Origin of the sequence: Acinetobacter sp. FDAARGOS_559 (assembly GCF_003940475.1) — a bacterium.
Classification (GTDB): Bacteria; Pseudomonadota; Gammaproteobacteria; order Pseudomonadales; family Moraxellaceae; genus Acinetobacter; species Acinetobacter baumannii.
Window position 1 is genome coordinate 3,083,497 of record NZ_RKJG01000005.1, and the last position, 14,031, is coordinate 3,097,527.

At 39.4% G+C, this 14,031-nt stretch carries 14 protein-coding genes and 1 pseudogene; 12 read left to right on the top strand and 3 right to left on the bottom strand.

Annotated elements, in window-relative coordinates; translation table 11 throughout:
- Positions 1–19 precede the first annotated feature (19 nt).
- Positions 20–1,648: an acyl-CoA synthetase gene (locus EGS71_RS16300; protein WP_000253052.1), complete on the bottom strand. Its 1,629-nt coding sequence runs from the start codon at positions 1,646–1,648 to the stop codon at positions 20–22.
- 411 nt (positions 1,649–2,059) lie between these two features.
- On the opposite strand from EGS71_RS16300, the gene thrS reads away from it, so the two are divergent.
- The 4 genes from thrS (at position 2,060) to EGS71_RS16325 (ending at position 5,846) form a co-directional block, all read left to right on the top strand.
- Positions 2,060–3,982: a threonine--tRNA ligase gene (gene thrS, locus EGS71_RS16305; protein ID WP_001121792.1), complete on the top strand. Its 1,923-nt coding sequence runs from the start codon at positions 2,060–2,062 to the stop codon at positions 3,980–3,982.
- A gap of 5 nt (positions 3,983–3,987) precedes the next feature.
- Positions 3,988–4,539, top strand: a complete 552-nt coding sequence (infC, locus tag EGS71_RS16310; RefSeq protein WP_012297364.1) for a translation initiation factor IF-3 — start codon at positions 3,988–3,990, stop codon at positions 4,537–4,539.
- 205 nt (positions 4,540–4,744) lie between these two features.
- Positions 4,745–5,365: a glutathione S-transferase N-terminal domain-containing protein gene (locus EGS71_RS16320; RefSeq protein ID WP_000566575.1), complete on the top strand. Its 621-nt coding sequence runs from the start codon at positions 4,745–4,747 to the stop codon at positions 5,363–5,365.
- Between the two features lie 52 nt (positions 5,366–5,417).
- Positions 5,418–5,846: a YqaA family protein gene (locus EGS71_RS16325; RefSeq protein ID WP_000954157.1), complete on the top strand. Its 429-nt coding sequence runs from the start codon at positions 5,418–5,420 to the stop codon at positions 5,844–5,846.
- Between the two features lie 40 nt (positions 5,847–5,886).
- Here the strand turns inward: EGS71_RS16325 and nreB are convergent, their stop codons facing one another.
- Entirely contained in the window at positions 5,887–7,137 is a 1,251-nt protein-coding gene (gene nreB / locus EGS71_RS16330) for a nickel resistance MFS transporter NreB (protein WP_001169059.1), read from the bottom strand.
- 129 nt (positions 7,138–7,266) lie between these two features.
- Between nreB and EGS71_RS22810 the strand changes: the two are divergent.
- The 5 genes and pseudogenes from EGS71_RS22810 to EGS71_RS16350 all read left to right on the top strand — a co-directional run.
- Positions 7,267–7,398: pseudogene (locus EGS71_RS22810) on the top strand (hypothetical protein); the annotation flags it as partial.
- Positions 7,386–7,580 carry a 50S ribosomal protein L35 gene (gene rpmI / locus EGS71_RS16335; RefSeq protein WP_001096359.1) on the top strand — a complete coding sequence of 65 codons (195 nt, stop codon included), beginning with the start codon at positions 7,386–7,388 and terminating at the stop codon, positions 7,578–7,580. The pseudogene EGS71_RS22810 and the gene rpmI, both read left to right, overlap by 13 nt.
- A gap of 11 nt (positions 7,581–7,591) precedes the next feature.
- Positions 7,592–7,951 (top strand): 50S ribosomal protein L20, encoded by a 360-nt coding sequence (rplT, locus tag EGS71_RS16340; protein WP_000124858.1) that lies wholly within the window; start codon positions 7,592–7,594, stop codon positions 7,949–7,951.
- A gap of 92 nt (positions 7,952–8,043) precedes the next feature.
- Entirely contained in the window at positions 8,044–8,601 is a 558-nt protein-coding gene (locus EGS71_RS16345) for an NADAR family protein (protein WP_000650941.1), read from the top strand.
- A 58-nt stretch (positions 8,602–8,659) separates the two neighbouring features.
- Positions 8,660–9,163, top strand: coding sequence for a GNAT family N-acetyltransferase (locus EGS71_RS16350; RefSeq protein WP_000803547.1), 504 nt, complete (start codon positions 8,660–8,662; stop codon positions 9,161–9,163).
- A gap of 6 nt (positions 9,164–9,169) precedes the next feature.
- On the opposite strand, the gene EGS71_RS16355 is transcribed toward EGS71_RS16350, so the two are convergent.
- Positions 9,170–10,171, bottom strand: a complete 1,002-nt coding sequence (locus EGS71_RS16355) for a hypothetical protein (RefSeq protein WP_002009346.1) — start codon at positions 10,169–10,171, stop codon at positions 9,170–9,172.
- Between the two features lie 157 nt (positions 10,172–10,328).
- Between EGS71_RS16355 and pheS the strand changes: the two genes are divergently transcribed.
- Genes pheS through EGS71_RS16370 form a run of 3 tightly spaced genes read left to right on the top strand, consistent with a single transcriptional unit; the run spans position 10,329 to position 14,017 of the window.
- Positions 10,329–11,309 (top strand): phenylalanine--tRNA ligase subunit alpha, encoded by a 981-nt coding sequence (gene pheS, locus EGS71_RS16360; protein ID WP_000050953.1) that lies wholly within the window; start codon positions 10,329–10,331, stop codon positions 11,307–11,309.
- A gap of 33 nt (positions 11,310–11,342) precedes the next feature.
- On the top strand, positions 11,343–13,724 hold the full coding sequence (pheT, locus tag EGS71_RS16365) for a phenylalanine--tRNA ligase subunit beta (protein ID WP_000703087.1): 2,382 nt from the start codon (positions 11,343–11,345) through the stop codon (positions 13,722–13,724).
- Complete coding sequence (locus tag EGS71_RS16370; protein ID WP_000126166.1) at positions 13,721–14,017, top strand: integration host factor subunit alpha; 297 nt, start codon at positions 13,721–13,723, stop codon at positions 14,015–14,017. Before pheT ends, EGS71_RS16370 begins: the two co-directional genes overlap by 4 nt.
- Positions 14,018–14,031: the final 14 nt, after the last annotated feature.

The window sequence follows — 14,031 nt, forward strand, 5'->3', positions numbered from 1 at the left end:
TATTTTTATAGAGTTCAGGTTAAGCACGTTCTTTTGCCCATTCGCGCAAGATGAATTTTTGCAATTTACCTGTTGAGGTTTTTGGAATTTCAGTAATCACCACATCTTTAGGAACTTTAAAGCGCGCAAGTTCTTTTTGACAATGCTCAATAATTTCTTCAGGCGTGACACTAGCCCCAGTTTTTAATTCAATAAATGCGCATGGTACTTCTTGCCAACGTTCGTCAGGTTTTGCCACAACAGCGGCTGTTAAAACTGCTGGATGTTTATATAAAACGTCTTCGACTTCTAAAGATGAAATATTTTCTCCACCTGAAATAATAATATCTTTAGAGCGGTCAGTAATTTTTGCATAACCATCTGGGTGGCAAACCGCTAAGTCTCCAGTGTGGAACCAGCCACCTGCAAAAGCTTCCTCAGTTGCCTTTGGATTTTTTAAATATCCTTTCATGACAATATTGCCACGGAACATGATTTCTCCCATGGTTTCACCGTCATTTGGAACTGGCTGCATCGTTTCAGGATCTAACACCCGCATACTATCTTGTAAAGGATAAGGTACACCCTGACGAGAGTGTAGTTGCGCTTGCTCGGTAATGGAGAGGTCGCTCCATCCCGCTTGAGAAGCACAAAGCGCAGATGGTCCATAGGTTTCGGTTAAACCATACACATGGTTGACATTAATTCCAATATTTCGCATACCTTCAATGACAGCGACAGGTGGAGCAGCACCTGCCACCATAACTTCAACATGATGTTCTATGCTTGGCTGCTTTTCCTTAGGCAGATTAATAATCATAGATAGGACGATTGGAGCACCACAGAAGTAATCAACCTTATGTTTTGCAATAAGCTGCATCACCAGTTCTGGGTCAACTTTACGTAGACAAATATTGGTTCCGCCACTTGCTGCAATACTCCATGCAAAGCACCAACCATTACAATGAAACAGAGGAAGTGTCCATAAATAAACGGCTCGAGGTTTCATGCCACAAGCTAAAATATTACTAGCCGCATTTAAATAAGCACCTCGGTGATGATAAACCACGCCCTTAGGATTTCCAGTGGTTCCAGAGGTGTAATTTAAACTAATTGCATCCCACTCATCTTCAGGTAATTGCCATTCAAAATTGGCATCACCTTGAGCTAACCATTCCTCATATTCGAAAGAACCAAGGAATTGGTTTTCGCCTTCATATTCTTCATCAGCAACATCAATCACAATAATATGTTGGTTAGGAATGAGCGATAAAGCTTCTCTTGCTAAATTAACAAACTCGGGGTCAACTAAAAGCACTTTAGTTTCAGCATGCTCTAGCATAAAAGCGATGGTTTTAGCATCTAAACGGGTATTTAGGGTATTAAGAACAGCACCCGCCATTGGTACAGCAAAATGTGCTTCAATCATTGCTGGTACATTTGGTAGTAAAACTGAAACCGTATCATTTTTAACTATGCCTAATTGTTGAAGCTGAGATGCAAATTGACGGCAGCGCTGATAAGTTTGTTTCCATGAAATCTGACGGTTGCCATGAATAATAGAAGCTTGGTCTGGGTAGATATAAGCTGCGCGCTCTAAATAGCGCAGAGGGGATAACGCAACAAAGTTTGCGGGTGTGCGTGGTAATTCGTTATAGGCACTAACCATGTGAAACAACTCCATGTTCTATTTTTTAATTCATTCTTTGAAAATATGGCTTAATAGTAATCAAAGCATTAATGCTTTAGTCTTAAAGAGAAATACCTCCCAGTCAGAAAATGAGCAGAAATGCTATTTTCAACATCTTAAATCAGTTCTGATGAATAATTATCCTATTTATGTATTTCTGAAAATTTAGCTAGGTCTTTATTAAAGTCATTTATTGCTGTTTACCGTATAAGCAAAATGTATTTATGATTTTATGAGTACAAAGGTTTTCACTTGGCTTGAACAAGTGTAAAATCTTTCAGGTTTTTTAATTTTGATTTACACCGTTTTTATATTTTGAGGCTTGCCTCGATCATAATCTCGCGGTGAAATGCTCCTTCGTATAGGGCATCACTCCTTAAGGATTTTTTTATGCCAATTATCACATTGCCAAATGGCGATCAAAAGAGTTTTGATCACCCTGTATCTGTTATGGAAGTCGCTCAAAGTATTGGGCCTGGTTTAGCAAAAAATACCGTTGCTGGACGAGTAAATGATCGCTTAGTTGATGCATGTGACTTAATTACCGAAGACTCGACCTTACAAATTATCACTCCAAAAGATGAAGAAGGTCTTGAGATCATTCGCCACTCTTGTGCACACCTTGTAGGGCACGCAGTAAAACAGCTTTTCCCTGAAGCAAAAATGGTGATTGGTCCGGTCATCGAAGAAGGTTTCTATTACGATATCTGGATGCCACGTCCTTTTACACTAGATGATATGGCTGCGATTGAAGAGCGTATGAAAAAGCTCATCGATCAAGATTATGACGTTATCAAAAAAATGACACCGCGTGATGAAGTCATTAAAGTATTCACTGACCGCGGCGAAGAATATAAATTACGTCTTGTGGAAGACATGCCTGAAGAAAAAGCAATGGGCTTGTACTACCACCAAGAATATGTAGATATGTGTCGTGGTCCGCACGTACCGAACACAAAATTCTTAAAATCATTCAAGCTTACTAAAATCTCTGGTGCTTACTGGCGCGGTGATGCGAAGAATGAACAGCTTCAACGTATCTATGGTACTGCCTGGGCTGATAAAAAACAGTTAGCAGCTTACATCAAGCGTATTGAAGAAGCTGAAAAGCGTGATCACCGTAAAATTGGTAAAGCATTAGACTTGTTCCATATGCAAGAAGAAGCACCGGGTATGGTGTTCTGGCATGCAAATGGCTGGACTATTTATCAAGTACTAGAACAGTACATGCGTAAAGTTCAGCAAGACAATGGTTACCAAGAAATCAAAACTCCGCAAATCGTAGATTTTACGCTTTGGGAGAAATCTGGTCATGCGGCAAACTATGCAGAAAACATGTTTACGACTCATTCTGAAAGTCGTAACTATGCTGTAAAACCAATGAACTGTCCTTGTCACGTTCAAGTGTTTAACCAAGGATTAAAGTCTTACCGTGATTTACCAATTCGTTTAGCTGAGTTTGGTTCTTGTCATCGTAATGAGCCATCTGGTTCTTTACACGGTATTATGCGTGTTCGTGGTTTTACTCAAGATGATGCGCATATCTTCTGTACTAAAGAACAGATCGGTAAAGAAGTTGCAGACTTTATTAAACTCACTTTAGATGTTTATAAAGACTTTGGCTTTGAAGAAGTTCAAATGAAATTATCTACTCGCCCAGAAAAGCGTGTAGGGGATGATGCACTTTGGGATTTAGCTGAAAAATCTTTGGCAGATGCTTTAGATGCAGCTGGTCTTGAATGGGAATTGCAGCCGGGTGAAGGCGCATTCTATGGTCCAAAGATTGAGTTCTCTTTAAAAGACTGTCTTGGTCGTGTATGGCAATGTGGTACCATTCAGTGTGACTTCAACTTGCCAGTTCGTTTAGATGCTTCTTATGTAACTGAAGAAAACGAGCGTGATCAACCTGTCATGTTGCACCGTGCAATTCTTGGTAGTTTTGAGCGTTTTATTGGTATACTAATTGAACACTACGCTGGTTTTATGCCGCCTTGGTTATCGCCTGTACAAGCATGTGTCATGAATATCACTGACTCTCAAGCTGAAGCAAGTGAGCAAGTTGTGGCAAAACTCAAGGAAAATGGTCTTCGTGCTATTTCTGACTTGAGAAATGAAAAAATCGGATTTAAGATTCGTGAGCGTACTCTAGAGCGCATTCCTTACCTGTTAGTTCTTGGTGATCGAGAAGTTGAAGAAGGTACAGTGAATGTACGTACTCGCTCAGGAAAAAATTTAGGTACTATGTCAGTGGATGCTTTCATTGACTTAGTGAAATCTGCCGTCGCCGAACGTGGCCGGTATATTGTGGAGTAAGAAAGATTAAACAGCCTGACCGTAACCAACAACAAGGTGCAAAGAGTAACCGTCCAGCAATTAATGATGAGATCCGTGCAAAAGAAGTACGCCTTGTCGGTGCTGATGGTGAGCAAAAAGGAATTGTTTCATTAAATGAAGCACTGCGTGCTGCTGAGGATGCAGATCTTGACCTTGTTGAGATTGTCGCAAACGCTGAGCCGCCTGTTTGTAAAATCATGGATTACAACAAGCACTTGTTTGACCTGAAACAGAAGCAAAAAGATGCCAAGAAAAAACAGCATCAAGTGCAAGTGAAGGAAATCAAACTACGCCCAGCAACTGATGTAGGTGATTATCAAGTTAAGCTTCGTGCTATTCTGAAGTTCCTTGAAGAAGGCAACAAAGTTAAGATCACCTTACGTTTCCGTGGTCGTGAAATGGCTCACCAACAACTTGGTTTAGCTCAATTGCAAAAAATTGAAGCAGACGTAGCTGAGTTAGGGGTCGTAGAGCAAGCACCGAAAATGGAAGGTCGACAAATGGGTATGTTACTTGGACCGAAAAAGAAAAAGTAACACTCAAAAAAAGCACTGCAAAAGCAGTGCTTTTTTATGCCTCTCATCTTTTAGCTCTATTTTCTTAAACTGACGTTTAATATCGTTTTAATCCAAAGTTATTCTCAAATTTTATGTGTTTTTTGGTGTTGGAAATATCATTGTATTACCTAAAACATGATATAACGCAAGACGCAGTCATGATAACGATGAATAGGAAAATAGAATGATTGATCTATATTATTGGGGCACACCCAATGGACATAAAATCACAATTGCCTTAGAAGAAATGGGACTGGATTACACCCTTTACCCAATTAATATTTTAGAAAATGATCAATTTCAACCAGACTTCCTGAAAATTTCTCCGAATAATAAAATTCCTGCCATTGTTGACCAAGATGGTCCACGTGGTGAGCCAATTTCAGTATTTGAATCAGGCGCGATTTTGCAGTATTTAGGACGAAAAACTGGATTGTTCTACCCGACAGACGAGCAAGAGCGAGTTGAAGTGGAACAATGGCTTATGTGGCAAATGGGTGGCTTAGGTCCTATGTTAGGACAAAATCATCATTTTAACCGCTTTGCGCCAGAGAAAATTCCCTATGCTATAGACCGCTATGTAAATGAGACTAAGCGTTTATATGGTGTGTTGAATAAACAGCTCATTGGACAGAAGTTTGTTGCAGGGGAATACTCAATTGCTGATATGGCAATTCTACCTTGGATTTTGCGTTATGAATGGCAGGGGATTCAATTAGAGGATTACCCGTATGTACAAGAATACATTGTTCGCTTAACAGCACGCCCTGCAGTACAAAAAGCATTATCAATTAAAGTCATCTAAGTTTATTGGTAGGGTAATGAATAAGGTGAAAGGTGATTTGGTCTAATTTAACATGCTAAGTTACTTTTTACTTTTTCTGAGTGCTTTTGGGGCGGCTACCTTATTACCGCTACAATCAGAAGCTGTACTCGCTGCTTTATTATTAAAAAATCAACATTCAGCTTTTCTTCTCATTTTGATTGCTACTTTCGGAAATGTATTGGGCTCATGTATAAACTGGTGGTTAGGTTTAAAAATAGAACAGTTTAAACATAAAAAATGGTTTCCGGTTTCTGAAAAACGTTTAGAACAAGCCCAACGCTTTTATCATAAATATGGTTTTTATACGCTGCTTTTAAGTTGGACACCTGTGATTGGTGACCCTATTACTTTGGTTGCTGGCTTATTCAAAGAAAATTTTTGGCGTTTTTTATTTATGGTCCTTATCGCTAAGGCTGGGCGTTATATCTTCATTTATTGGGTAATTACAGGTTTTATTTAAAATAAAAGCATCCGAAGATGCTTTTATTAAAATGATTTAACTAATCTTCTGAGCTTTTAGTAATATCGACTTTAAAAAGATCATTGGTTTTTAGCCAACAGAAGGTTACTACTGCAAGAGTCATACAACCACCAAAAATAGTCGCTGCAATAGTTCCTAAATATTTGGCAGCTAAGCCTGACTCAAATGCACCCAGCTCATTACTTGATGAGACAAACATTCCATTTACAGCCGCTACGCGACCACGCATATTTTCTGGTGGGAATATTTGCAAAATGGTTTGTCTAACTACCACCGAAATACTGTCGCAAGCACCCGTCATCGCCAACGCAAATAGTGATAACCACATGTTGTTCGAGAACGCGAAAAGGATTGTAAATACACCAAACCCTGCAACTGCAAGTAGCATATTACGCCATGCGTGCTGAGTTGGCGGAAAACGAGTTAAAGCAATCATAGTAATGAGCGCACCAATAGAAGGAGCTGCACGCAAGTAACCCAAGCCTTCAGGACCGACTTTTAAAATATCTTCGGCAAAAATAGGGAGTAGAGCGATTACACCACCAAATAAAACAGAGGCAAGGTCTAAAGAAATCGCCCAAAGAACTATTTTGGTTTTCCAAATAAAGCGAAAGCCATCGCCTAAGCTTTCTATAACATTGGCAGTTTCAATTTTAGGAAAGCTACGTTTATGTAATAAATTAATGAGAATAAAGCAGATACTAAGTAGACCGGCAACACTAAAAAGACTGGTTTCTCTGCCTAAATAAGCGAGCATGAACCCACCGAGCATAGGTCCAATAATTACACCACTCTGCCAACCAATGGTTGTCCATGTTGCACCATTTGCATAAAGCTCACGTGGAATTAAAAATGGTTTTAGGGACGTAGCAGAAGGGTTATAAAAACCACGTATGGTGCCCAAACCAAAAATAACTGCATAAATACCCCAAGAAAGGAAATTTACACTGATATGACCCAACCCATGCAGATGGAACAGTAACCATAAAACTAAAGGAAGAGGTACTGAGAAAAATAAACAGATTTTCATGATGACCTGTTTATTAAATTTATCAGCAAAATAACCACCCCAAAGCGATAGGGCAATAAATGGAATGGCTTCTGCTAGTCCAATTAAACCTAAAGTTAGAGGGTCTTTGGTAATTTGATAAAGTGAATAGGCAACAATAATTTCTTGAATCAAAATTGCTAATGTTAAGCAAAATTGATTAATGGTGACAATTGAGAAATCTCTATAGCGCAGGGCAGCGAATGCATCATGTTTCTGCATTTGAAATATCGTATGTTGATAATTTGCTCATATTATAGGGGTAAATAAGCAGCGATGCTGAAATTATTGCCGATTATATTCATCTAAAAAAGAGATAGGTTTTTCTCATTTCTAAAGGGATTAATTTAAAAAAATTCTAGGAATAGTTTTAATTTTAGTCAGCATACTATAAAATACGCGCTTCCTTACCTGCAGGTCGATTTTGCAATGGTGCAATCGTGCCGAACAGGTGCCCAAAAGAGGTTACTATGGCTAAGTTAAAAACTCGCCGTGGTGCAGCTAAACGCTTCAAAGCGACTGCAAACGGTTTTAAGCGCAAACAAGCATTCAAGCGCCACATTTTGACCAAAAAATCTGCTAAGCGTATCCGTCAATTGCGCGGCTGTGTAATGGTTCACGTAAGTGACGTTGCTTCAGTTCGTCGTATGTGCCCATACATCTAAGGAGATTATAAATGGCTCGTGTAAAACGTGGTGTAGTGGCTCATCGCCGTCACAAAAAAATTCTTGCTCGCGCTAAAGGTTACTACGGTGCTCGTTCACGCGTTTACCGCGTAGCGTTCCAAGCGGTAATCAAAGCTGGTCAATACGCTTACCGTGACCGTCGTCAGAAGAAACGTCAATTCCGTGCTCTATGGATTGCGCGTATCAACGCTGGTGCTCGTCAAAACGGTTTGTCTTACAGCCGTATGATCGATGGCTTGAAAAAAGCTCAAGTGATCATCGACCGTCGCGTATTAGCTGACATCGCTATGCATGATGCAGTAGCATTTGCTGCTTTAGCTGAAAAAGCTAAAGGCGCATTAGCTGCATAAGCTTAGAGATTCAAAAAAAAAGACCGCTTTTTAGCGGTCTTTTTTATTTTTAGTGGTTCTATTTTAAAAAAGAAAATAATCAGTGATAAATGATGAAAGACGAAAAATTTCTAAATGACTTAATTCAAAAAATACAGCAAGGTCACCAGTTCAAATATTTATATTTCTGGGGACATACTCCTAAGAAAGCTAATCTTATTGATAAAAGCTGTTTTAGCCAGTGGTTTCCTGCGCAATTTAATGTAGAAGGTATTGAATACTTTACTGCTGAGCACTATATGATGGCGCAAAAAGCAAAATTATTTAATGATAAAGAAATTTTTGCACAGATTTTGCAGGTTAAACATCCGAATGAAGCGAAGCAATTAGGCCGTAAAGTACGTAATTATGATGAACAGATATGGCGAGAAAAACGTTTTGACATAGTGGTGCAGGCGAATTTTGCTAAATTCTCGCAGCATCCTGAGTTAAAAAAATTCTTATTAGCAACGAAAGACCGTATTTTGGTTGAAGCATCTCCAGTCGATAAAATTTGGGGTGTTGGTATGGCGCAAGACCATCCACACATTCAAGATCCATCTCTATGGCAAGGACTAAATTTGTTGGGTTTTGCTTTAATACATGTTCGAGAGTTACTTTTAACTGAGTAGGTTAGTACGAGACAAATTAATGCTTCACTCTAAAAAGTAGTGACATGAGGGAAGTGAATTGAAACCATTAAATGACACAGATATTCGTATAGCATCATTTAAGGATGCATTGTCTATTGCAGAAGTACATGTACAGAGTTGGAAAGAAACCTATACAGGTATGATTAAGCAAGAAATACTGGATGAGCTTAACGTACTAGATAAACAACAGCTATGGAAAGAGATAAGCAGAAGTCCTGATCATAAGTTATTTATCTATACTGAAAATGGAGTAGTGAAAGGCTTTCTCGATGGTTATTTAAATCCAGAAAATAATATTGCTGAAATTCGTGCTTTTTATTTATTAGGAGAAATTCAAAGAAAAGGAGTAGGGCGTGCGTTATTCCAAAAGTTCTATCAATGCGCTTTAAATCAAGGTTATGCTTTTATTCGTTTAGAAGTTTTTAATAAAAATCCAAGTCGCTTCTTCTATGAAAAAATGGGAGCCAAATTAACTGGTGAAGCCGAACTACCAGAGTTCGGCTTTGGAATAATAGAACTATTTTATGAATGGCAACTTTAATCTTGATTAAAGACCAAAATAGTATGCCAAAGCACAAATAATTATTGTCAGAACAATAAGCTTGATTACCCCTGTTCCTCCAGCCTTATGATGAGGTGCTTTTAAATGAGTTGGGGACTCATTCGTTGCATCAAAAGGAGAAGGTTTTTCAACAGGTTTTAATTGAGCTGTTTGATAATGATTGGCTGCTTTCACAATGAGCTTTGCAAATAGATCATCGGCTTTGTGGGTGAAATTTCTTAAGTTAATAATTTGTTCTTGGTCTAAGTCTTCCCCTAAAGGATCATTTGCGGTGCGTTTTTTCTGCTCTAAATAGTCGGATAAAGCTTGGGTGCGATAGAGGAGTTGATGCGCACAATCTGCTGGGTAGTTTTCAGGTATAAGTGCAAGTGTTGGTTGATGATCTACCGAAATTTGATGTGTTGACCCATCAAAATATTTTTTCTGAAATTCGGGTTCTTCAAAACCTGCTGCATACTTACTCCGAAATAACTCGGTTTCCATAAAGTCAGCAATTTCATCCCATTGAGGTGCCTTTAAGTCAGCTTCAACTTTCTTAGATAATTTTTCATTCAACTCAAAACGCCAGAAAGTCTCTAAGCGTAAATCGCTGCGTTGAGTCAGAGGCGGCTCAAACTCGTTATCGCTGCTGTACCATTCGGCAAGCTCATGTCCAAAAATCCATGCGATTTTCTTATTGTTTTGATGACTTACAATAAAATGAGCATAAGGTAAAAGCTCGACATTACTATTCGGGTTTTGCTCTTCATTTAAAATAGTAGATAGGTGAAGAGAGATTTGAGTCGTCCCTTGTTTTTTGAGTGCTTCTAACCAAACTTGGAAATGTTGAGCAAGTAAATGTTGTGAAATTAAGTCACGAAATTGAAAACTATGCTGGTCAAAAATATGATGTTGTCGCCATTGGCTAAAACTTAAATTCTGACGTAGGTATTCATTACCATAGGTCACAAGTGTAAGTTGTTGTTTCCAAATTTGATTAAGCGCCATAATAATTGATCTCATTGACGATGCTATTATTTTATACGTTTTATCTTTTTGTTGCCTAATACATTTTTCATGATGGATAAACTTCATCAATACGGTGAAAAACTGTTAGAATGCAGTGTTTTATTATATTTTTAAATTTGTTGCTTTGAGAGTTACTATGTCACTGGAAGCCCTGACCACAGAAGCGCTTGCTGCCATTGCAGCAGCTCAAGACCTTGTTGCACTTGATCAGGTGCGTGTGCAATTTACAGGGAAAAAAAGCCAGCTTGCAGAACAATCGAAAGCATTAGGGAAAATGGACCCTGAAGAACGTAAAGTACAAGGTGCTGCGATTCATGCTGTTCGAGAAACAATTAATAACGCTTTAACTGAGCGTCAAACAGCATTACAACAAGCTGCACTGGCGCAAAAATTAGCAAGTGAAACCATTGATATTACTTTGCCAGGTCGTGGACAGCGCGTTGGTACAGTTCATCCTGTTACTCAAGTGCAAGAACGTATTTGCCAGTTCTTTACTAAAGCTGGCTTTACGGTTGCTACAGGACCAGAAGTTGAAGATGACTATCATAACTTCGAAGCCTTAAATATTCCTGGGCACCATCCTGCACGTGCTATGCATGATACTTTCTATTTCGATGCAAACCATTTGTTGCGTACGCATACTTCTGGTGTGCAAATTCGTACTATGGAAACAAGCCAGCCGCCAATTCGTATTGTATGTCCGGGTCGTGTATACCGCTGTGACTCAGACCAAACGCATTCGCCAATGTTCCATCAAATTGAAGGTTTGTACGTTGCTGAGAACACCAGCTTTGCTGAATTAAAAGGTTTATTGATTAACCTATTGAATGAATTCTTTGAGAAAGATTTAAAAGTACGTTTCCGTCCATCATATTTCCCATTCACAGAGCCTAGTGCGGAAGTGGATATCATGGATGAGCGTGGACGTTGGTTAGAAGTATTAGGCTGTGGCATGGTACATCCAAATGTATTGCGTGCTGCGGGGATTGATCCTGATAAATACAAAGGCTTTGCTTTTGGTTTAGGGGTAGAACGTTTTGCAATGTTGCGTTATGGCATTAATGACTTGCGTATGTTCTATCAAAATGATGTGCGTTTCTTACGCCAATTTGCCTAACATTTTTTCAGGATTAAATAAGGTTTTATAAAGATGAAGATTAGCGAAAATTGGTTACGCACATGGGTTAACCCAGCAATTGATAGCGATACATTATCTGATCAGTTGACTATGCTTGGTCTTGAAGTAGATGAGCTGGCACCTGTTGCTAAGCCATTCACTGGCGTTGTAGTTGGTGAAGTCCTAACAGTTGAGCAGCACCCTGATGCAGACCGTCTGCGTGTAACAACAGTGAATATTGGTTCAGGTGAGCCTTTACAAATTGTATGTGGTGCTCCTAACGTTCGTGCTGGAATGAAAGCACCTGTGGCAACTATTGGTGCAGTATTACCGGGTGATTTTAAAATCAAAAAAGGTAAGCTTCGTGGTGTCGAGTCACAAGGTATGTTGTGCGGTGCTTCTGAAATTGACCTTGAAGATAAAATCGATGGTTTACTTGAGTTATCTGCCGATGCTCCAGTAGGGGTAAACATCCGTGAATACTTAAAACTTGATGATAATGTCATCGATATTAGTATTACACCAAACCGTGGTGACTGCTTTAGTATTCGTGGTATCGCACGTGAAGTTGCAGTGATTAACCAACTGCAAATGAATGAGCCTGAAATTAAATCGGTTGATGCGACAATCACCGATGAGAAAAAAGTAGTCATCAATACTGATGGAGCTCCACGCTACTTAGGACGTGTCATTAAAAATGTAAATGTTAAAGCTGCTACTCCTGAATGGATGGAACAAGCTTTAGCACGATCAGGAATTCGTACTCATAGTATTTTAGTTGATGTAACGAATTACGTCCTCATGGAATTGGGTCAGCCAATGCATGCTTTCGATTTAGCTAAAATCGAAGGAGCTGTACACGTTCGCCAAGCTAAGCCGAAAGAAAAGTTACAGCTTTTGAATGATCAAGAAGTTGAGTTGCAAGAAGATGTGATGGTTATTGCTGATGATCAGAAAGCACTAGCAATCGCTGGTATCATGGGTGGTCTAGCATCAAGTGTAACTGATGATACGACTGATATCTTCTTGGAAAGCGCATTTTTTGCTCCGCTTGCGATTGCTGGACGTGCTCGTCGCTTTGGTTTACATACAGATTCTTCACAACGTTATGAACGCGGTGTAGATTTTGAATTGCCGTTAATTGCGATGAACCGTGCTTCTCAGCTTATTCAAGAGTTGGCGGGTGGTGAGTTCGGTCCAATTACTGTAGCTGAAAAAGCTGATTTACTTCCGAAACGTGAAGCGATTGAACTTAAGCAAGCTCAAGTAGACCAGTTGTTGGGTTACAAAGTAGCGGCAGAGTTCATTACAGATGCATTAACTCGATTAGGTTGTGAAGTCACTGTTCAAGCGGATGGTGAATGGAGCGTAGTTCCACCATCACATCGCTACGATATGGCAATTTATCAAGATTTGATTGAAGAAGTTGCACGTATTAATGGTTATGACAATATTCAGATCAGCTTACCAAGTATGGATGTTCAACTTGCTAAGTACCAAGATCGTTTTGAAATCGTACAGTTACGTCAAACGGTAGTCACTTTAGGGTATCAAGAAGCGATTAGCTTTAGCTTTGCTGATGCAAAACTTGAAAAGCAATTGAACCCGCAAGTAAATCCGTTAATGTTGGCAAATCCAATCTCTAGTGATTTGGCTGCAATGCGCAGCACATTGCTTTCGAGCTTAATTCCTTGTGTACAATATAATTTAAACCGTCAGCAAAGCCGTGTACGTTTCTTTGAACTAGGTTTGCGTTTTGATTATCAAAATGCTAATTCTATTCAGGATCTGAAGCAAATTCCTACATTGGCTTTAGTTGCCGTAGGTTCTCGTGAACCTGAATCATGGCATGCTAAGCCACAGCCAATGGATTTCTTCGATTTTAAAGGTGAAGTAGAAGAGATTTTAGCTGCTGGACGTGTCAAAGTTGAGTATGTACGTTCAGAGCGTCCATGGTTGCATCCAGGGCAATCTGCTGAAATCTTAGTTGATGGCCAATCAATTGGTTACCTAGGCCGCTTGCATCCATCTTTAGAAAACGAACTAGATTTGAGCACAACTTGGGTTGCCGAGCTTGATCAGGCTGCCGTTTTGCAATCTTATGTATCTAATTTTACAGAATTATCACGTTTTCCTTCGGTTAGACGTGATATTGCGCTTTTAATCTCTGATAATATAAATGTTAGAGATATTCAGCAGTTAATCGAAAAAACTGGTGGAGAGCTTTTAGGCTCTACTTGGTTATTCGATGTGTATACGGGGCAGGGTGTCGAAGAAGGTAAACGCTCATTAGCGTTTGCGTTATTATGGCAACATCCTTCACGTACGCTTGAAGATGCTGAAATTAAATCTGGTATGGACAATATAATCCAAGTGTTGGAAAACACTTATCAAGCGACATTGAGGGCCTCATGACAGCATTAACTAAAGCAGACATGGCTGATCATTTAAGTGAGTTAACCAGCTTAAATCGCCGTGAAGCAAAACAAATGGTCGAGTTGTTCTTTGACGAAATTAGCCAAGCGCTTATTGCGGGCGAGCAGGTTAAGCTTTCTGGTTTCGGTAATTTCGAGCTTAGAGATAAACGCGAGCGTCCAGGACGTAATCCGAAAACTGGCGAAGAAATTCCGATTTCTGCACGCCGTGTAGTTACCTTCAGAGCGGGTCAGAAATTTAGACAACGCGTTGGAAATGAGCAGATCGATTGATCTGCTTTTTTATT

Bases quoted from the DNA above. Each gene is read 5' to 3' on its own strand.
- EGS71_RS16345 (WP_000650941.1), top strand. From the start codon at position 8,044: ATGAAAGACGAAAAATTTCTAAATGACTTAATTCAAAAAATACAGCAA.
- thrS (WP_001121792.1), top strand. From the start codon at position 2,060: ATGCCAATTATCACATTGCCAAATGGCGATCAAAAGAGTTTTGATCAC.
- pheT (WP_000703087.1), top strand. From the start codon at position 11,343: ATGAAGATTAGCGAAAATTGGTTACGCACATGGGTTAACCCAGCAATT.
- nreB (WP_001169059.1), bottom strand. From the start codon at position 7,137: ATGCAGAAACATGATGCATTCGCTGCCCTGCGCTATAGAGATTTCTCA.
- EGS71_RS16370 (WP_000126166.1), top strand. From the start codon at position 13,721: ATGACAGCATTAACTAAAGCAGACATGGCTGATCATTTAAGTGAGTTA.
- EGS71_RS16300 (WP_000253052.1), bottom strand. From the start codon at position 1,648: ATGGTTAGTGCCTATAACGAATTACCACGCACACCCGCAAACTTTGTT.
- EGS71_RS16320 (WP_000566575.1), top strand. From the start codon at position 4,745: ATGATTGATCTATATTATTGGGGCACACCCAATGGACATAAAATCACA.
- EGS71_RS16325 (WP_000954157.1), top strand. From the start codon at position 5,418: ATGCTAAGTTACTTTTTACTTTTTCTGAGTGCTTTTGGGGCGGCTACC.
- rplT (WP_000124858.1), top strand. From the start codon at position 7,592: ATGGCTCGTGTAAAACGTGGTGTAGTGGCTCATCGCCGTCACAAAAAA.
- pheS (WP_000050953.1), top strand. From the start codon at position 10,329: ATGTCACTGGAAGCCCTGACCACAGAAGCGCTTGCTGCCATTGCAGCA.
- EGS71_RS16355 (WP_002009346.1), bottom strand. From the start codon at position 10,171: ATGGCGCTTAATCAAATTTGGAAACAACAACTTACACTTGTGACCTAT.
- rpmI (WP_001096359.1), top strand. From the start codon at position 7,386: ATGGCTAAGTTAAAAACTCGCCGTGGTGCAGCTAAACGCTTCAAAGCG.